The sequence below is a fragment of the Sulfurimonas sp. genome, from assembly GCF_041583195.1.
Classification (GTDB): Bacteria; Campylobacterota; Campylobacteria; order Campylobacterales; family Sulfurimonadaceae; genus Sulfurimonas.
The window spans coordinates 1-20,070 of sequence record NZ_JBFHGL010000013.1 but is presented as its reverse complement, the minus strand read 5'-3'; the positions used below and the strand labels follow the sequence as shown (position 1 = coordinate 20,070).

General features: G+C 26.9%; 17 protein-coding genes and 1 pseudogene. All 18 read left to right on the top strand.

Translation table 11 applies throughout. The features are described from left to right. Entirely contained in the window at positions 1-387 is a 387-nt protein-coding gene (locus tag ABZA65_RS11040; protein WP_373073610.1) for an SxtJ family membrane protein, read from the top strand. Between the two features lie 10 nt (positions 388-397). Further along, positions 398-547: a DUF5989 family protein gene (locus tag ABZA65_RS11035; protein WP_373073608.1), complete on the top strand. Its 150-nt coding sequence runs from the start codon at positions 398-400 to the stop codon at positions 545-547. Positions 548-557: 10 nt separating this feature from the next. After that, entirely contained in the window at positions 558-2,444 is a 1,887-nt protein-coding gene (locus tag ABZA65_RS11030; protein ID WP_373073606.1) for a carbamoyltransferase, read from the top strand. After that, on the top strand, positions 2,431-3,672 hold the full coding sequence (locus ABZA65_RS11025; protein WP_373073604.1) for a hypothetical protein: 1,242 nt from the start codon (positions 2,431-2,433) through the stop codon (positions 3,670-3,672). The genes ABZA65_RS11030 and ABZA65_RS11025 overlap by 14 nt, the downstream gene beginning before the upstream one ends. Then, the gene (locus ABZA65_RS11020; RefSeq protein WP_373073602.1) at positions 3,669-4,607 is read left to right on the top strand and encodes an SGNH/GDSL hydrolase family protein; all 939 of its coding nucleotides are present in this window, start codon (positions 3,669-3,671) and stop codon (positions 4,605-4,607) included. Before ABZA65_RS11025 ends, ABZA65_RS11020 begins: the two co-directional genes overlap by 4 nt. Then, positions 4,607-6,016, top strand: a complete 1,410-nt coding sequence (locus ABZA65_RS11015) for an MBOAT family protein (protein ID WP_373073600.1) — start codon at positions 4,607-4,609, stop codon at positions 6,014-6,016. Before ABZA65_RS11020 ends, ABZA65_RS11015 begins: the two co-directional genes overlap by 1 nt. A gap of 86 nt (positions 6,017-6,102) precedes the next feature. Next, positions 6,103-7,578 (top strand): radical SAM protein, encoded by a 1,476-nt coding sequence (locus ABZA65_RS11010; RefSeq protein ID WP_373073598.1) that lies wholly within the window; start codon positions 6,103-6,105, stop codon positions 7,576-7,578. 4 nt (positions 7,579-7,582) lie between these two features. Then, positions 7,583-8,992 (top strand): lipopolysaccharide biosynthesis protein, encoded by a 1,410-nt coding sequence (locus tag ABZA65_RS11005; protein ID WP_373073596.1) that lies wholly within the window; start codon positions 7,583-7,585, stop codon positions 8,990-8,992. Between the two features lie 16 nt (positions 8,993-9,008). Next, positions 9,009-10,214 (top strand): hypothetical protein, encoded by a 1,206-nt coding sequence (locus tag ABZA65_RS11000; protein WP_373073594.1) that lies wholly within the window; start codon positions 9,009-9,011, stop codon positions 10,212-10,214. 2 nt (positions 10,215-10,216) lie between these two features. After that, entirely contained in the window at positions 10,217-11,176 is a 960-nt protein-coding gene (locus ABZA65_RS10995) for a sulfotransferase (protein ID WP_373073592.1), read from the top strand. Further along, a complete protein-coding gene (locus tag ABZA65_RS10990; protein WP_373073590.1) occupies positions 11,166-12,116 on the top strand; it encodes a GNAT family N-acetyltransferase in 951 nt (316 codons plus the stop codon). Before ABZA65_RS10995 ends, ABZA65_RS10990 begins: the two co-directional genes overlap by 11 nt. Continuing rightward, a complete protein-coding gene (locus ABZA65_RS10985) occupies positions 12,113-13,471 on the top strand; it encodes a polysaccharide deacetylase family protein (protein ID WP_373073588.1) in 1,359 nt (452 codons plus the stop codon). Before ABZA65_RS10990 ends, ABZA65_RS10985 begins: the two co-directional genes overlap by 4 nt. Further along, a complete protein-coding gene (locus ABZA65_RS10980) occupies positions 13,468-14,799 on the top strand; it encodes an O-antigen polymerase (RefSeq protein WP_373073586.1) in 1,332 nt (443 codons plus the stop codon). The genes ABZA65_RS10985 and ABZA65_RS10980 overlap by 4 nt, the downstream gene beginning before the upstream one ends. Next, positions 14,796-15,923: a glycosyltransferase gene (locus ABZA65_RS10975; RefSeq protein ID WP_373073584.1), complete on the top strand. Its 1,128-nt coding sequence runs from the start codon at positions 14,796-14,798 to the stop codon at positions 15,921-15,923. Before ABZA65_RS10980 ends, ABZA65_RS10975 begins: the two co-directional genes overlap by 4 nt. Then, a complete protein-coding gene (asnB, locus tag ABZA65_RS10970; protein WP_373073582.1) occupies positions 15,923-17,752 on the top strand; it encodes an asparagine synthase (glutamine-hydrolyzing) in 1,830 nt (609 codons plus the stop codon). Before ABZA65_RS10975 ends, asnB begins: the two co-directional genes overlap by 1 nt. Beyond that, positions 17,739-18,842 carry a non-hydrolyzing UDP-N-acetylglucosamine 2-epimerase gene (wecB, locus tag ABZA65_RS10965; RefSeq protein WP_373073580.1) on the top strand — a complete coding sequence of 368 codons (1,104 nt, stop codon included), beginning with the start codon at positions 17,739-17,741 and terminating at the stop codon, positions 18,840-18,842. Before asnB ends, wecB begins: the two co-directional genes overlap by 14 nt. After that, on the top strand, positions 18,829-19,899 hold the full coding sequence (locus ABZA65_RS10960) for a hypothetical protein (RefSeq protein ID WP_373073578.1): 1,071 nt from the start codon (positions 18,829-18,831) through the stop codon (positions 19,897-19,899). The genes wecB and ABZA65_RS10960 overlap by 14 nt, the downstream gene beginning before the upstream one ends. A gap of 12 nt (positions 19,900-19,911) precedes the next feature. Continuing rightward, positions 19,912-20,070: pseudogene (locus ABZA65_RS10955) on the top strand (MBOAT family protein); the annotation flags it as partial.

The window sequence follows — 20,070 nt, the reverse complement described above, 5'->3', positions numbered from 1 at the left end:
ATGTCAACAATAAAAATAAAAGATATAAAAATATTTACCTTTATTTGGATCGCTATATTTGCTACAATATTTTTTTATCAATTAGTTAAATATAATAATTTTATACCAATAGTTTTAGTAATTATAATATCATTAATTTTGACAGTTTTATTTAAACCAGTATTGTTGTCAAAACCATATACTTTATGGATTAAATTTGGTGAGTTTATTGGTAATATAATGTCTAAAATTATTATGTCTGTTTTGTATTTTGGACTATTTACACCGGTTTCTATTTTACTTAAAATATTTGGAAAAGATTTGTTAAGAAAAAAAATGGATAAGAAGGAATCTACTTATTGGATTAGTAGAGAGACACAGCCTCAATCAATGAAAAATCAATTTTAGGAAAAACAATATGTCAATGTTAAAAGAATTATGGTCCTTTATGAAAGTAAGAAAGAAGTTTTGGTTAGCACCAATAATTGTAATTATGCTTGGTTTAGGTGCTTTAATAGTATTGTCTCAAGGTAGTGCTGTTGCACCTTTCGTTTACACACTGTTTTAAGATATAAATAATGTATATACTTGGAATATCTGCATATTATCATGATAGTGGTGTAGCACTTATAAATGATGAACATATTGTTGCTGCTGTTCAGGAAGAACGCTTTACAAGAGTAAAACAAGATGATTCTTTTCCAAAAGAATCAATTAAATATTGTTTGAAAGAAGCTGGAATCAATTTAGAAGATATAGATTACATAGCTTTTTATGATAAACCGTTTATAAAGTTTGAAAGACTTCTTGAAACATATTTAACAGAAGCACCTAGAGGTTTTAGATCATTTTTAATGTCTATGCCTATTTGGTTAAAAGATAAACTATTTTTGAAAGAAACTTTAGCTAGAGAGTTTAAAGACCTGTTTGAAGAACTGAATCCAGACTCTAATGAGAAGGAATTAAAAAGTTTTAAATCAAAAATTATAGAAAAGTTTATGTTTGGCGAACACCACCAAAGTCACGCTTCAAGTGCTTTTTATCCAAGTCCTTATGAAGAAGCAGCAATTTTAACAATTGATGGTGTGGGTGAATGGGCAACTACATCTATTGCATATGGTAAAAACAATAAAATAGAGTTTTTAAAAGAGATCCACTTTCCGCATTCCTTAGGTCTTTTATACTCAGCATTTACATATTACACCGGATTTAAAGTAAATAGTGGAGAGTATAAGGTTATGGGCTTAGCTCCATATGGAAAACCGATATATTCTAATATAATCAAAGATAAAATTATAGATATTAAAGAAGACGGTTCTTTTAAACTTGATATGAGCTATTTTAATTATACAACCGGACTTACAATGACAAGTGAAAAATTTCATAAGTTATTTGGTACACCTCCAAGAGAACGTGAGGGAGATCTTACTCAAAGAGAGATGGATTTAGCTGCTTCTATTCAAGATGTGACAGAAGAAATAATGATTAAACTTGCCCGTCATGCAAAAGAGATCACAGGAAGTAAAAATTTATGTATGGCTGGTGGAGTTGCACTTAATTGTGTAGGTAATGGGAAACTACTTAAAGAAAATATTTTTGATAATATTTGGATTCAGCCTGCTGCTGGAGATGCTGGTGGAGCATTGGGTGGGGCTTACTCTGTGTATTATCAAGAACTAAGCAATAAAAGAAGTATCAATCTAAATGAATTGGATAAAATGCAAGGTTCATACTTAGGACCTAGGTATTCAAATGAAGAGATTAAAGAGTATCTTGATAGTGTGGATGCAAAATATGAATTTATTGAAAATGAAGAAAATTTAGTTGATATAGTGGCAAATGAACTTGCTTCAGAAAAAGTTGTTGGTTGGCATTACGATAGGATGGAATTTGGACCAAGATCATTAGGGCATCGTAGTATTATAGGTGATGCTAGAAGTAAAAAAATGCAATCAATTATGAACTTAAAAATAAAGTATAGAGAGAGCTTTAGACCTTTTGCTCCATCAGTACTTCGTGAAAAAGTTAGTGAATGGTATGAATTAGATGTTGATAGCCCTTATATGCTTTTGGTTGCACCTGTAAAAAAAGAAAAGCAGTATAAAATGACTGAAGAAGAAGAAAAATTATTCGGTATTGAAAAACTAAATATTCCAAGAAGTGAAATACCTGCTGTAACTCATATAGACTATAGTGCTAGGATACAAACAGTACATAAGGAAACAAATCCTAGATATCATAAGCTTATATCAAAATTTGAAGACAAAACAGGATGTGCGACAATTGTGAATACATCTTTTAATGTTAGAGGTGAACCGATAGTATGTAGTCCAGAAGACAGTTATAGATGTTTTATGAGAACAGAAATGGATCTTCTTGTGATTGATAACTATGTTCTTTACAAAGAAAAACAACCTGAGTATGAAGATAAAGGGAACTGGAAGGATGAGTTTGAACTGGATTAACGCTAAGTTAATTTTCATAAATATTTTTATTTTTTTTATATTGTATTTGTGTATATCTTCAGTGTTTTATTATTTAAATAAAAATAGTATGAAAAATAAATCAAACAGGATGTACACAGTTAATACTATACGTGCTACATATCCAAACTATAATGACTTTAATAAGAGCACAGCATTAGATATTTTTAATGAATACGCAAATGTTAAAACTGAGTATAAACCATATATAGGATATAGAAGAAAAACATATAATGGAAATGCAGTTAATATAGAAGAAGAATATGGTTTTCGTTTGTCAACTAATCATCAAATAGATGATTCAATTTGGTTTCTAGGAGGCTCTACTCTTTGGGGTACTGGTTCAACAGATGATAGTACAATACCATCTTATTTTGCAAAAATCACTAATGAAAACGTCTTGAATTTTGGTGAAACAGGGTGGAATTCATATCAAAATTTCATTCAATTACAAATGATGTTAATAAAAGGATATAAGCCTAAAAGAGTGATTTTTTATAGTGGTGGAGTTGATGGTTATAGGTATTGTACAAAAGATACTGACTTTATATCACATGGACAAACGCAAAAGTTTAAACAATATATTGAAAGTTATAAAAGTTTAGAAAAAAGTTTGAAAAAAATTAAAAATTCTTCAAACAATGAATGTAAATTTAGTAGTCTATATAATTCAATGTACAGAAAAATGAAAAACTTTTTAAATTCACCTTATATTTATTTCGCAAAAAATAAAGATCAAACAACGAATAATTTAAAAACTGATAAGAAATTTAATAGCTTTGGGAAAAAAAATAGTTATTTAATATGTGAAAATATTGAAAATGCAAAAAAAGCTGCTAACACTACAGTTGAAGTGTGGTTATTAACTTTTAAGCTATTAAAGGAATATAATATTCCAGTATTATTTGTATTAGAACCAGCAGCTACATACAAACCAGAACAATACAATTTAGATTATCTTTTAAACACCGTTAAACAATCCATTGTGGATGAAACTGATAGTAGAACAAATTATATTAATTCTATAAATAATATATGGTCTGATAAGTGTATTAAATATAATATATGTAGTGATCTTTTAGATTTGACTCAGAATATTTTTGATAAAAATGATGCTATATTTATTGATGAAAGACATATTAGTCCGAGTGGTAATAAAATTGTTGCAGAACAGATTGCCAAAAAACTAAAAATAAGGTCAGGAAAATGATTGTTTTGAAGAATTTACTTTTATCAGTAGTTAGTATTTTAATTCTTTTATTTATGATTGAAGGTGCATTAAGATTAAAAAATAGCAATATGAAGAATTATGATATAGAGATGTGGAAATATGCAAAAGAATTAAAAAGATCACATCCTATATTAGGGCATATTCATCTAACAAATAAAAGTGCAATTTTACAAGGTGTTAAGATATCATTGAATTCGTATGGAATGCGTTCGTTAGAACCAACAAAAGATTATAAAAGAAGAATTTTATTTCTTGGTTCATCAATTACTTTAGGATGGGGTGTAAACTATGATGAAACAATGGTTGCTAAACTACAAGCCAAATTTAATGATTTAAATTCAAGTACTGAGGTTTTAAATGGGGCTATAGGAAATTATAATACAGTACGATATACTGAATTATTCTTTGAAAAATTCACAGAACTTAAACCAACAGACATAGTAGTACATTATTTTATTAATGATGCGGAAGTGCTACCTTTAGGTGGAGGAAACTGGTTTTTAAGAAACTCTCAATTAGCTGTAACTCTTTGGATTGCATATCAACGCGTAATTGCAACTGGCAATAAAGGTTTAATAGACCATTATGATAAAGTATATAATCCTCAATATGAAGGTTATATAAAAATGAAAAAAGCTTTAGAAAAACTATCTAAATATGCAAAAGAGAATAAAATAAATCTGTATTTAGCTATGAGCCCTGATATACATTTTTTAAAAGATTATCCTTTTAAAAAGCAACACAAACAGATGGATGAATTGGCTCAAAGTTTAGAATATAAATTTATTGATTTATTTCCTTCACTAGAAGGAATACCTTTTATTGAAGCCCAAGCTATGCCTGGTGATGCACATCCAAACTCTAAAGTTCATGAACTTATGGCTAATGAAATTTTTAAAGCATTAGAAAAATAATGATTTTTAGTTCTCTTGAATTTATTGTTTTTTTTATTATTTACTTTTTGATTCATGCAGTAATTCCTAATAAGTTAAGAATATTTGCATTGTTAATATCAAGTGCTGTTTTTTATAGTTTTTGGAAGGTGAGCTTCTTATGGCTTCCATTTTTTTTAATAACAATTGCTCACTTAGGTTTGCAGTGGATATTAAATGGAAAAAAGGAATCAAAAAAAATTAGGTTAGTCACTATTATATTTTTACTAGTGTTACCGCTAGCAGTATTTAAATACAGCAACTTTTTATATCAAGATATTATAGGCCTTTTTTTTGAAGGAACTAAAAAACTGGTTAATGATGAATTACCATTGGGAATTTCATTTATTACATTTACACTTATAGCCTACGTAGTAGATATCTCCACAAATCGTTATACCCCAAAGCCAAATATGACAACTGCGACTACTTATACAGTTTTTTTCCCTCATTTAATTGCTGGTCCTATAATGAGGCCAAAAGAGCTAATTCCACAATTTATAAAATATCGTTTTCATACGAAATGGTTTTATTTAGGCTTATTTGTTTTTTCTATTGGATTAGTAAAAAAAGTAGTATTCGCTGATCAATTGGGTTTAGTAGTTGAGCCTATATATAAAAACTCTATAGAACCATTACATTCAATATTAGACTTTTGGCTTGCCTTTTATAGTTTTCCAATTCAAATATATTGCGATTTTTCTGGTTATACAGATATGGCTATAGGGTTGGCATTTATGTTAGGAATACGTTTTCCAATCAATTTCAATCGTCCATACTTAGCTGCTTCTATTGCTGAATTTTGGCATAGATGGCATATAACGCTTTCACATTGGATCAGGGATTATATATATATTCCTTTAGGTGGAAATAGAAAAGGTTTAGCAAGGCAGATATATAATTTAATGATAGCTATGGGAATAGCTGGATTATGGCATGGGGCAAGTTGGACATTTATATTATGGGGATTAGTTCACGGAGTTGGTATTGCTTTTTCGCATCTAATTAAATATGTAAAGTTTTTATACTTTATTAACTTTATACCAAAATGGATGAAAATTTTTATAGTATTTCATTTGATTTCATTAAGTTGGGTATTATTTAGGGCAGGTGATTTACAAACTTTTTATTATGTGCTGAATGGTTTAATAGGTGTGGATGTAATAGATATACAAAATATTGATTTAATTTCATCTATTATGCCTCTAATATTAATATTGGTTATATTAGTATTACACCCTTTTGATACTTTATCTAGAATGAGATTAGCAAATATAAAACTAAGAAATATAAGCCTTTTTGTTTATTTCGCAGTTATATCTTTTATGTGGATATTCTCTATTGTAATGGGAACAGGGAGTTCTGCTGAATTTATTTATTTTGATTTTTAGTAGGTTTAAATAATTAGACTTTATTATATATTAATAAGAAAAAAAAGATAGAATACATTTTAGATAGAACATAGGAATTTTAGACAATGAAAATATGTATGATAATACCACCAAAACATAATGATGAATATGTAAGAAGAGAATCTAAAGATGCAAGTTATTCTCAACAACCTTTTATGCCTTATACACAACCTCTTCATTACGCGTTAATTAAAAGAGATTTAGACAATGTAGATATTAGTATTATTGATGCTCAACTAGATAATTTAACAAATGAAGACGTTTTAAAAAAACTAGATGAGATCAATCCTGATATAGTAATAACTTATTTAGCTTGGCACTGTATAGAAAATGATAGAGTTGTTGCAGAGACAAAATATCCAACAATATCAATGATAGTACAACAAAGAGTAGATCAACTTGAAGCTTGTGAAATATATAAATTAAAAAGTAAATATATTTTATACAAGGAATTTGAACTACCGTTAATAGAAGCATTGAAAGAGTTCCAAGCAAGTGGAAAAGTAGAAAAAACCGGGGGAGTTATTATTAATGAAAATGGTAATTATAGATTAACTGCATATCCGGGTATTTATCATTTAAAGGACCTCCCTTTACCTGATTTTGAAGCGTTTAGGTTTTCAGAATATATAAAATTACGTGAAGAAATTTCACCTACATTAAGAGCAAAAACTGCTCATTTAAGTACAATGAAAAACTGTCCTTTTAGTTGTTCATTTTGTGGTAGTTCAAATGATGGATCAAAAACAGAGTATCAAACTCCTGCTCAAGTTATTGAGCAATTAAAATATCTAAATGAAAATTATGGAATCAGTTTATTTATCTTTTCTTGTAATATTTTTACAACTAATAAAAAAAGAGCTAAAGCAATAGCTCAAGGTATTATTGATGCAAACTTGAAAATAAAATATAGTATAAATGATAGAGTTGGGAACTGGGATGAAGAATTTGCTAAGCTTATGGCTAGATCAGGGTGTTATGAAGTTCGTTGTGGAGTAGAGGCAATTGACCCTATAGTACAAAAAGTACTTAGTAAACCATGGGATCGTGATAAATTAGAGGAACAATTTAAAATAATTCATGATGCAGGCATAAGAGTGAGTACATGTTTTACAACAGGTGTGCCTGGTGAAACAAGAAAGTCATTGGATATGAATGCTAAATTTATAAGTGATGTTGATGCTGATGGCTTTACAACAAGCCCTCTTTTTATAATGCCATCATCACCATTATATAATAAACTAAAAGCGGAAAATAAGCTACTTACTTTTGAGTGGCATAAGTATCACGAACTAAAAGAGTTAATATACATAAATGACACATACAATAATATGGAAGAGATATTATTGGCTGAATTATATATGAAAAGAAAAGTTTACAAATATAATATGATGAGGTTCGATAGAGGACTTAAGTATATATTTAAAAACTTAATGAAGTATATTGCTACATTTGATGTATTGAAAAAAATTACAGTTTTTTTACTTCCTAAAAAAATGGCTGCATCCATTAAAAATATATTATATTTTAAACAAAGATAAAAAGTTGTCGCAATATTTATATAATTTTGCAAACAGAATTATAAATAGCGTATCGGTTATAGTTTTTGCTTTAATTCTTGGAAACTTATTAGTACAAGAAGAAGTTGGTATCTATGCAGTTTTTGTTATGTCATCTGCATACGGAGTTGCAATTTTAGGAATTCAAGTAAATGTTGCGCTTATGCAAAAACTAAACGACATACAAAACGAAAAAGTTAAAGAACAGTATTATACTGCCGGTTTGGTTACTACTTTGTTTTTTGGTATTTTAATTATAGCTATATTTAATATTTTTAGTACACCGATGAGTGGTTTGTTTAAACTTGAAGATATTCAAATTATATTTTATTCGTCTATTCTGGCATTTTTAATAATTTTAAGAAGCTATATAACTCATATACTGCAGTCACTTTTAGAGAATAAATATATATTTTATAGCGCAGTTTTAGCATTTATAGTTACTATCATTAGTTTTTTTATAACATATTTTTCAGGCTATAAGCTTGAAGGAGCTATTTATGCCATTTATGCAGGACACACTGTCTTTATATTAACAGGCTTTATTAAAATATCAAAAATATATAAGATAAAGCTGGACAATAAGTTCTATCATTATATAAAATCAATTTTGAGTTTTTCTACAGTTGTTTATTTTGTATCATTGGCAGCTTTTTTAGATAATAATATTGATTTGTTATTAGTGAATTATTTTTTAACAAAAGAAGATGTAGCTGTATATAATTATGCTATTAAAATAGCAGCTTTATTTTTATTAGTAGGGGCTAGTATTTCAAATGTAAGTTTTCCTAAAGTGGCTGCTTTATACAGTAAAAACGAAATGGAAAAAATCTCAGTATTGATGGAAAAAATTCTAAAAACAAATTTTTTTATTGTGATGATCTTGTCAATATTATTTTTATCGGTATCTAAAGATATTGTTGATTTTATATTACCTCCAGAATACAATAAGATCAATGATTTATTGTATCTGTTAGTGCCTGGAATAGTTTTGTTTGCTGGCTTCTTTTCAATAAAATTTCTATTCAATGCTATTAAAATGCCATCATTAGGACTTATTGTAGATTGGGGAGCGTTTTTTATAAATCTAATTTTAAGTCTATTATTAATACCTATATTTGGTTTAATTGGTGCAGCTGCAAGTACTATTACATCGTTTATATTCAGACCTATGATGTTAATATACCTAATTAATAAAAAAACAAAGATAAGTTATAATATCAAATATTTATATCTAATATTACCGTTATATTTTCTTTTTACTTTTTTTATATTTTTATTTGACAATAATGTAACTATTAAAGTGCTAATTGCTATAACATTTATTTGTATTTTAACTTTTATTATAAAGCCATATAACTATTTAAACTATAAATTTAAAGGAAACCATGATTAATATAAAAAATAAGATTATGAAAATATTAGACTCTAATTTTAAATATATCATAAAGTATGGATACGAAGGTTATGATCCAAGGTTATATTATTATTTGCCATTTAATAAACTGGCAAAATTTAAACCTACATTTACAAATAAGGTATTGAGGAAACTTGAAAAACTTGTTGTAAAAGATCTCTTTCCAAATTTACTAATACCATATATGAAAATGTGTAAAATTGATGCAAAAACTACTATTCCTTACGGATTAGGTCAATTTTTACAAGCTTATATTCGTTTAAACGAATTAACAAAAGATAATAAATATTTTGATGAGGCAATAAATGTTTCAGATATGTTAGAAAAATTTTTGATAAAAACTGAATATGGTCTTGGAATTCCTAATCCAAATAATATGGGTAATACAAAATTTATTGATGGTGTTATGGATAACAGTACAATATATTTACCGGGTGGTAGTGAAGTCTTTTTTGGATACTACAAATTATATAAGCACACAAATGATAAAAAATATTTCCACATTTTAAACAATATAGCAGAATCATTTATCAATGACTTCCAGATAAAACAAATTGCTAAAGATAAGGTTGCATTTGATTATAGCAATAAAAAAGATAATTCACACGTACTTAATGCAAATGCTTTAGTTGCTTCGGCTTTAAGTATAATGTACAGTGAAACTAAAAATGAAAACTATAAAGATATTGCTCTGAAGACTTATAATTACATAGATAATTATTTATCTTATGACTCTATTCCATATGCTGGCACTGAAGATAAAATGAAAAATAAATCATGGAATAGTTGTGACACATATCATACTGGATTTACTTTAAGGGGTATGCATACTATAGCAAAAATCTTTAATAAAGATACAGATCAAGTAATTTTAAATGTAAAAAAAATGCTTGATGATTTTGTTATCAAAGAAAAAATAGTTGTTTTAAAAGGTAAGGGACAGCAGGGATTATCACAAGATATACATGCAGTAGCTGAATATATTTATATTTTTGCTTTGTTTTACGAGTACTTTGATGCTTTAGAACAAAAAAAATATTTAGAGATAATATCAAAAAATTTAGATATTTTTTATCAAAAAAAAGATGGTTCTTATTACTATACTGTAAATAAGAATAAAAAGTTTTTCTTACATATGCCAAGATGGTCGCATGCTCCAATGATGAATGCATTGTCTCTACTATACTCTAAAATAGGATAAAAATGAATAAACTATATCGTTTTATGATTTCAAGATTTCTTTTGTTGTTTTCACCTGTTATTAAAATATGGGAAAACAATAAAATAAAAAAGTATTCTAAATTAAAATTAAAACATCAACCAGTGTTTATAATTGGTGCACCTAGAACTGGTTCAACCATTTTATATCAAACACTTACTAATCAGTTAAATGTTATGTATATGGATAATTTAGTTTGTAGATTCTATTTAAATACTTTTTTTGGTTTTTGGTTAAGTACTAAGATTTTTAAAGAAAAAGCACATAATAGTTTTAAATCAAATCATGGCGATACATCAAAATATGGACTTCATGCTCCTAGTGAATGTGGAAATTTTTGGTATAGATGGCTTCCTAAAAATAAACATTTTATAGATTATGATGATATTTCTGAAACAGTTATCAGTGAAATAAGAGATGAAATAACAGCTATAATAAATTATTTTGACAAGCCGATAGTTTTTAAAAATTTAAATGCTGGACAAAGATTAAGATTATTAAAAAAATGTTTTCCTGAAGCAAAGTTCATATTTATTACAAGAGAACCTTTGTTTACAGCTCAATCTATTTTAAAAGCAAAAAGAAAAGTTGGTCTAAGTGACAGCAACTTCTGGTCTATACAACCAAAAAATGTAAAAGAACTTGAAAAGTTAAATGCTTATGAACAAATTGTAAAGCAAGTGTTTTATTTAGAAAAACAAATAGTTGAAGATATAAGACTTTTTGATAAAGAATCTTTTTTGTTTATAAAATACAATGAACTGGGAGAATATTTTGATACTACTTTAGATAAATGTACTGAATTTATTGGTGTTAAAAGTAAAAAAGATTTTAAAAACGCTAAAATTAAACTAACAGAAAAAATATCGCTAAATGAAGAAGAGATAAAAAGTTTTAATGAAGAGATAGAAAAGCTAGATTGGAAGAGTTATAGTGACAAATAAAGAAAAATATAAAAATTTTTGTAGTGATAATAATGATATCCCTATTTTTAGTAAAGATTGGTGGTTAGATAGTGTCTGTGGAAAGGATAACTGGGATGTTTTACTTGTAGAAAAAGGTGGACATATTAGTGCTAGTATGCCGTATGTTTTGAAAAAGAAAGCTATCTTTAACATGATAGTTATGCCAAAACTCACTCAAACACTTGGAGTTTACATAAAGTATCCAAAAGGGCAAAAATACTATAAACGTCTTTCTTGGGAAAAAGATATGATGACAAAAATTATAAAACAATTGCCTGAGTTTGATTATTTTACACAAAATTTTAATACAAGTATAACAAATTGGTTGCCATTTTATTGGAATGGATTTGAGCAGACTACAAAATATACATATCGTATAGAGAATATAGAATTAGATGAGCTAGATAATAAGTTTGAAACAGATATCAGAAGAAGAAGAAAAAAAGCACTTCAATTAGGTGTAGAGGTAGTTGAAAGTGATGATATTGAAACATTTTATGAACTAAATACAATGACATTCAAAAGAAAAGGTATAGAAATACCATATAGTTTTGAATTAGTGAAGAAAATATTTGAATCTTGTAAAAAACATAATTCAGTTAAAATGTATTTTGCGAAATATGATAATCAAATAATAGCTGTTAATTTTTTAGTTTATGATAATAATACTGTGTATTATTTAATGGGTGGAATAGATGACACAAAAAAAGATCTAGGTGGTATGGACTTAATATTATTCGATAGTATAAAATATGCTCTTGAAAATAATAAAGCATTTGATTTTGAAGGTAGTATGATAGAAAATATTGAAAAATATTTTAGAAGTTTTGGGGCTGTACAGACTCCGTTTTTTACAATAACAAAAATAAATTCTAGGTTGTTAAAACTCAAAAATATGTTTAAAGAAATCATAAAATGATTAAACTAACTATACCAAATAATAATATCCATGAAAGAGAATATATCATAGATATTATATTTCGGGAGTTTTTAAATATAGAATATAAAATAGTCATAAGTTCTAATCCTAGTTGTTGTAACTGGGAAATTGAATTAGATAATGGCAATAAAATATTTTGTGAGGATCATTTTTTTAATAAATACAAAACAGAACTAGAATATTTAAAATTGGAAAATCTTCCTTCCGAAGTAAAATTTACTAAAAATAAATTTATTAGTAAAAATGATGTAGCAGTTATTTATGGTAGTTCAAATTTTGACATAAAAATTAATGACAGAGAAAAAGTGGTTATATGTGGTATTGATATATTTGCTTCAATATTTTTCATGCTTACTAGATGGGAAGAATATGTAAATAAGAAAAGAGATCAGCATAATAGGTTTTCTGCCTTTGAAAGTATTGCTTTTAAAAATGGTTTTTTAGAACGAGCTGTTGTAGATGAATATATTGCTATGCTAAAAAATATTCTTATTGAGCTAGAATATGATAGCAATCGGTTTAAAGTAAAAGACTATGAACTATATATAAGCCATGATGTAGATGTTATATATAGATGGAAGAGTTTAAAACAAGTTTTGAAAATTGCTATATCAGATATAATTAAAAGAAGAAGCTTTAGTCTTGCTTTGGAAAGAATTTTAGAATATTCTGCTATATGTAGAAATAAAATAAATGATCCGTATGATACTTTTGATTTTCTTATGGAAAAAAGTGAATTTTTAGGTACTAAAAGCAGATTTTATTTTATGAGCGGCGGTAATACTAAATACGATAAGCAGTATAATATTTTTGACTTAGAAGCAGTAGATTTAATAGAGAAAATAAAAAAAAGAAAGCATATAATTGGTATACATCCATCATATGATGCTTATAATGATTTTCAACAATTAAAGCTGGAAAAAGAGTCGCTAGAAAAAATATCTAACCAAAAAATATTAGAAGGAAGGGAACATTATCTTCGTTTTGAAGTGCCTACAACTTGGCAGATTTGGGAAGATGTCGGATTAGAAGTAGATTCGACATGTGGATATGCAGACTATATAGGGTTTAGATGTGGTACAGGTAAAGAGTATAGTGTGTTTAATATTCTTAATAGAAAGAAGTTAAAGTTGAAAGAAAGACCTTTAGTTGTTATGGATGCTAGTTTATTTAACTATAATGAATTTACATATGAATCAGCCTATAATAAAGTCTTGAACTTAATGTATTCAACAGATGAATTTACCATGCTTTGGCATAATTCGTCAGTTAATAATATTAAATTTTATAAAAATTTAATTGACATGGTTAGACAGAGGTTGATTTCTAAATGATAATGGATTTTTACTTTATTTTACTTTTTTTTATTTTTCCAATTATCGCAGTTTATATATATAATAAATTATTTTCTAGTGTACTGAGTCCAACAATCCCAAGTTTTTTAATAATAGCTTTATTAACATTAGCCTATGTAGGTACAATTTCTTTTTATTTTCACTTAGATAGTTTTAGTTACAAAATAGGAATAGATAATAAAGAACATATTATGTATATGCTCTTTGCTAATATTTGGACGATAAGCAGTGTAATACTCGGTTTTATATATGCAAAGTATGTATTAAAAATGGGAACAATAGAGAGTAATTATGCTAATTCTAGACAACTTAACTTAAATGAAAATATCATAATATTTATATTGTTTTTAATTGGGATTACAGTTTTGTATATGTACCTTTCAAAAGTTCCTCAAATTGCTCTTTTAGTAGCGCTTTCAGATAGTGATGAATCAATAGATATGGCAAGAAATTTAATGGGAAATAGTTTTGGTGGTAATTGGCATTGGTATAAACTATATGGTAACCAAATGCTTGTTCTGATAACTTTTATATACTTTGCATCATGGTTGATAAAAAAAAATATATTCAATTTTACTTTATTTTTTACTTCATTTTTAGTGTCAAGTTTTGCAGTTTTATCGATAGCCAAAAAGTCGCAATTTGTTTGGTTAATAATAGGCTTATTGATAGTTTATACAATGATTAAACTAAAGGGAAGAATAAATGTTCGTTATCTTTTGATTTCTATTATTTCTATTTTTGTATTTTTATATATAACTTATTCTTTATTTATTCCTTCATACGAAGGTAAATTATTCTTAATATTAGAAAAAATTCTCTCAAGAATTTCTATTGGTTTATCTGGTGCTTATTTTATATTTGACTATATTCCTAAGGAAAATGATTTTCTTTTAGGCAGTACTTTTCCAAATCCTGGAGGTATATTACCTCATACTCCTTTTAATTTAAATGTTAAATTATTTGAATTTGTTCATCCTGAAATGTTGGAACTAGATATAGTGGGAAATAAAAATTCTGTGTTTTGGATGGAAGCATATGCAAACTTTGGTGTTTTTGGTATTCTAATACTACCGTTTATAGTTGGACTAATTATTTATTTTATTTCACATGTATTAAATAGACTAGAAAAAACACCTATTGTTATAGGTACAATAGTTTTTTTAATGTTACATTATAAAGATATTTCTATTACTGGCATTTCTTCATACGTCATAGATATAAAATTATTTTTTCTAGTTGTACCATTACTTTTAGCTATGTTAATGGTTAATTTGAAGCTTCATAAAAGGAAAGTTATAGTTTGAAAAAAGTTGTCCTAATAGTTCTAAATGATTTTACAAATGATAGTAGAGTTTTAAAAGAAGCATTAAGTTTATCAAAAAATTATAATGTCAAAGTTGTTGCATTACATAATGATGGACTGAAGTTAAAAGAGCAAATTGGAAATGTAGAAGTTGAAAGAGTGTCATTAAAAACTAGATTTTGGCCAAAACAAAAAATTTTTCAACTTTTTAAGTATTTTGAGTTTATTTATAAAGTAGTAAAAGGTTTTAAGAGTTATGATATTTTGCATTGTAATGATCTAAACACTTTACCAATAGGTGTACTTGTAAAAGTTCTTTTTAATAAAGAGGTCAAAATTGTATATGATGCTCATGAATGGGAAATTAATCAAAAGCCTAATCAATCTAAAATAAGTGTGAAGTTAAACTACATTGTAGAAAAACTATTAATAAGATATGCGGATGAAGTGTTGACAGTTAGTAAAAGAATAGCGCAAGAGTATACGTATACATACAATATAGATGAACCAAAGTTAGTTTTAAATTGTCCTGGATACAAAACGGTTGAAAAAAAGAATATTTTCAGAAAAAAATTTAATATATCATCTGAAAAAAAAGTTTTTTTGTATCAGGGTGGTTTGAGTTATGGTAGAGGTATAGAACTAATTATAGAAGCATTCGTTAATATTACTGAAAGTGATAATGTTATAGTTTTTATGGGATATGGTCCTTTAGAAAACTATATTAACAAATATGTTAATAAATATAATAATATTTTCTTACATCATGCAGTTGAACCACAAGAACTTTTAGAGTACACTTCTAGTGCAGATTTTGGTATTTCATTTATCGAGGGCAGTTGTTTATCATATGAGTATTGCTTACCTAATAAAATGTTTGAGTATTTAATGGCTGAAATACCAGTAATAGTATCAAACTTACCAGAGATGAAAGAGTTTATTAAAAAATATAAAGTAGGTACAGTAGCCGATGCTAATGACGTAGGTTCTCTTGTAAAATCTATAAATGAAATATTATTGTATGATGATTTTGAATTGAAAAAAAATATTTTAAATGTAAAAAAACAATACAATTGGGAAAAGCAAGAAGAAGTGCTTTTAAGTACTTATGAAGGGATGAGCTAGTGTGTGGGATTAGTGGGATTATCAATAAAAATGCAAATTGTGTTGATAAAAATGAAATAACTAAAATGAATGATCTAATATCACATAGAGGACCTGATTCAGATGGTTTTTATTTTCAGAAAAACTTTGCCTTTGCTCATAGAAGGCTTTCTATTTTAGATCTTAGTGATGACGGGCATCAACCAATGAACTATATGGACAAGTTTACTATTACATACAACGGTGAAATATATAACTATTTAGAGATTAAACAAGAACTTATAGAATTTGGATATGTTTTTAAGTCACATACTGATACTGAAGTTATTTTAGCGGCCTATGATAAATGGGAGCAAAAATGTGTAGAAAAGTTTAACGGAATGTGGGCTTTTGCAATTTATGATAAAGAAAAAGATATTATATTTTGTAGTAGAGATAGATTTGGTATAAAACCGTTTTATTATTTAAATAATTCAGATAAATTTATTTTTGGTTCTGAAATAAAACAGCTTTTAAACTTTAACAACAAAAACAAAGTTAATAAAAAAATACTTGTAAACTATGTTGTTACAGGTTATTTAGAATATTCAGAAGAAACATTTTTTTCAAATATAATTAAACTGCAAGGTTCTCATAATTTAGTTTATGATTTAAAGAACAATACTTTTAATATTTATAAGTATTACAACATTAAAATAGATGAAGATATTAAAAAATTATCTTTAGAAAAAAGTGTTGAACTTTATAAAAATGAGCTCTCTAGATCAATTGAGTATAGATTAAGAAGTGATGTAAAAGTTGGAACTTGTCTTAGTGGTGGTTTAGACAGTTCAACTGTTGCTACTATGGCAAGTGAAAAATATGAAAAATCATCTGATAGTAGTTTTACAGCTATTCATGCTAAATCAATTGATAAAGCAACAGATGAAAGTTTATTTGCAGAACAAGTAGCAAACATATCAAATTTGGATATGAATGTAGTAGAACCAAGTATAAAAGATTTCAAAAAAAGTATAGAGGAAGTAGTATATACTCAAGAAGAACCTTTTGGAAGTACTTCAATATTTATGCAATATTTTGTTATGAAAAAGGCAAAGAATATAGGTTGTACAGTTTTATTAGATGGACAAGGTGGTGATGAAACATTATTAGGATATGATAAATATTATCCAGCAATGTTTATTGATATCTTTAAAAATCATGGTTTTTTTAGTCTTATAAGAAGTATACATTCTAGTTCGAAGCATAGTAACAGAATGGGTATAATGAATATACTTAAGTTTTCTATAGGTTTTTCATTTGCTGAAATAAGAAAAAAACTATATATAAAACAATGCTCTTTTTTAAAAGAATCATATTTGGATGATTTTAAAGTTTTAAATCATATATCCAACAAATATTTTTCTATAGAAAAGCTTCAAGAATTAGAGATTATCAATACAAATTTACCAGCTCTTTTAAGATACGAGGATAAAAATTCAATGAAAAACTCCATTGAGACTAGATTGCCATTTATAGACTACAAAACTTTGGAAACAGCTTTAAGCATTAATAATAGTTTTAAAATAAAAGATGGTTGGAGTAAATATATTTTGAGAAAAACTATAGAAAATATACTTCCAAAAAATATAGTTTACAGGACGGATAAACTTGGCTTTGCTTCACCCCAAGACATTTGGCTTGATTCAATAAGTGAAGATATGAAAAAAGAAGTAAAAAGATCAACAGTTTTAAATGAAATATCTGATATGAACATTTTGATTCAACAGTTTGATGCATTAAAAAGTAGTTTAAAATGGAGACTGTATAATATAGCGATTTGGGAAAGGGTATATAATGTCAAACTCTAGTAAAAAGAAAAAAATTTTAACAATATTGGGAGCTAGACCACAGTTTATTAAAGCTGGAGTAGTTAGCAGAGAGATTTTAAAGCATAATAGTTTACAAGAAGTTATTGTACACACTGGTCAACATTATGATGTTAATATGTCAGATGTTTTTTTTCAACAAATGAAAATCCCAAAACCAGACTATTTCCTTGGAATAGGAGGAAAATCACATGGTGCAATGACAGGACAAATGATTGAAAAAATAGAGGAAGTTGCATTAAATGAAAAACCTGATTGGATTATGGTATATGGAGATACTAATTCAACACTAGCTGGAGCTCTTGTAGCGAGTAAGCTGCATATAAAATTAGCTCATATAGAAGCAGGTCTAAGAAGTTTCAATATGAATATGCCTGAAGAGATCAATAGAATTCTGACTGATAGGATAAGCAATATCCTTTTTTGCCCTACAGATAAAGCAGTTGAAAACCTTGAAGCTGAAGGATATAGAAATTTTGACTGTGAAATTGTTAAGAGTGGTGATGTTATGCAAGATGGTGCATTTTTCTATAAAAAATTTGCACAAAAGCCTTCCTGTAATATACAAGATAACTTTTTACTTTGTACTGTGCATAGAGCTGAAAATACTGATGATAATGAAAAATTAAAAAATATTTTTGATGCACTAGATGAAATTGCAAAAAATGTTCAAGTTATTTTGCCACTACATCCTAGAACAAAAAGTAAGTTGGAAAACATAAACTATAAAATATCTGATAATATCACTATTATAGAGCCTGTAGGATATTTAGAAATGGTTTGGCTTCTTGAGCATTGTGAATTGGTAATAACTGATAGTGGAGGTTTACAAAAAGAAGCGTATTTTTTTGAAAATCCATGTATTACTTTAAGAGAAGAAACAGAATGGGTTGAACTAGTTGAATGTAATGCTAATGTATTGGTTGGCACTGATAAAGAAAAAATCATTGATAGTTTTTATGAGATACATAAAAATATAAATAATAAACAGTTATTAGTCAATAAAGACTTGTACGGTAATGGTAAAGCAAGTCAAAATATAATAAATGAGTTATTAAATGATAGAAAATAAAGAAAAGTATGTCTTAATATTTACTAAATCAAATTGGGACGAAGCTCCAAGAATAAGACATCAAGTAACAAATTTATTAACAAAAGTTGGTAAAAAAGTTATTTTTTTTCAAAAAGCTTACAATATTCCAAAAGCTAATAGGTTTGAAAAAATCAACGAAAACTTATATACAGTAAATTATTATGAACCTTTTCACCATCAATTAAAATTTATTAATATACTAAACACTTTCAATAACTATATAACTAAAAAAAATATTCAAAAAGTTTTAGGTGATATTAACATAGACTATATAGTTAATTTTAATTATGACTATGATTTTTTAAGAGATATATTTAAAAGTGAAAAAATCGTAACTGTAATAAATGATGATTTTGTAGCACAAGCTAAACCATTTAGAAAAAAGTATGCTGAAAAATTACTAGTAGACACTTGTGCTAAGTCAGATAAAGTTTTAGCAATGTCTACTTCAATATATAAGGATTTGGAGACATACAATAAAAATATACATCTTTTCCTTCCATGGGCTGAGAATAAATATTCAAAACCTAAAGAAATTGAGAAGCGAGATATAGTTTTATTTTATGGTTATATTAATGATAGGTTAGATTGGGAGTTTATAGAAGGTATTTTAAAAAAGAACATTAAAGTTAGGTTTGTTGGACCTATAGTTAAAAGTTCTATACAAAATGTTGAAAAGCTAAAGAATTATAATAATTTTGAGTATACTGGTACTAGTGATATTAATAGCCTTTATTGTGATGATGTAGTTTTATCATTTATACCTTATGTAAAAGATCAAAAAGATGTACAGGCTATAACTATCAATAATAAAAGTTTTAATTTACTTTCAAAAGGTATACCGCTTGTTTATCCTAATTTACCTAATTTAATGAAATGTGATTCTTATGCTATTTCAAAGTACTTAGATGTAGAGTCTTTTATTAATGATTATGAATATATTAAAAGTAATTTTTTTGAAATACAAAAAGATATTAAAGTTTTACTAGAAGAAAACTATATTGAGAGTAGATATAGCTTAATTCTCGATGTATAAGGGATATAAAAGGTGCTTTTTAACAGTTATGAGTTTATCTTTTTATTTTTACCTATAACGTTTTTTATATATTTCTTTTTATTAAACAGAAGGTTAGTAGTAGGGGCAAAGGGTTTATTAGTTTTTTCATCGTTGTTTTTTTATAGCTGGTGGAATATAGCATACTTACCT

Excerpts from the sequence above, each read along its gene's own strand:
- ABZA65_RS11040 (WP_373073610.1), top strand. The coding sequence starts at position 1 with ATGTCAACAATAAAAATAAAAGATATAAAAATATTTACCTTTATTTGG.
- ABZA65_RS11035 (WP_373073608.1), top strand. The coding sequence starts at position 398 with ATGTCAATGTTAAAAGAATTATGGTCCTTTATGAAAGTAAGAAAGAAG.
- ABZA65_RS11030 (WP_373073606.1), top strand. The coding sequence starts at position 558 with ATGTATATACTTGGAATATCTGCATATTATCATGATAGTGGTGTAGCA.
- ABZA65_RS11020 (WP_373073602.1), top strand. The coding sequence starts at position 3,669 with ATGATTGTTTTGAAGAATTTACTTTTATCAGTAGTTAGTATTTTAATT.
- ABZA65_RS11015 (WP_373073600.1), top strand. The coding sequence starts at position 4,607 with ATGATTTTTAGTTCTCTTGAATTTATTGTTTTTTTTATTATTTACTTT.
- ABZA65_RS11010 (WP_373073598.1), top strand. The coding sequence starts at position 6,103 with ATGAAAATATGTATGATAATACCACCAAAACATAATGATGAATATGTA.
- ABZA65_RS11000 (WP_373073594.1), top strand. The coding sequence starts at position 9,009 with ATGAAAATATTAGACTCTAATTTTAAATATATCATAAAGTATGGATAC.
- ABZA65_RS10995 (WP_373073592.1), top strand. The coding sequence starts at position 10,217 with ATGAATAAACTATATCGTTTTATGATTTCAAGATTTCTTTTGTTGTTT.
- ABZA65_RS10985 (WP_373073588.1), top strand. The coding sequence starts at position 12,113 with ATGATTAAACTAACTATACCAAATAATAATATCCATGAAAGAGAATAT.
- ABZA65_RS10980 (WP_373073586.1), top strand. The coding sequence starts at position 13,468 with ATGATAATGGATTTTTACTTTATTTTACTTTTTTTTATTTTTCCAATT.
- wecB (WP_373073580.1), top strand. The coding sequence starts at position 17,739 with ATGTCAAACTCTAGTAAAAAGAAAAAAATTTTAACAATATTGGGAGCT.
- ABZA65_RS10960 (WP_373073578.1), top strand. The coding sequence starts at position 18,829 with ATGATAGAAAATAAAGAAAAGTATGTCTTAATATTTACTAAATCAAAT.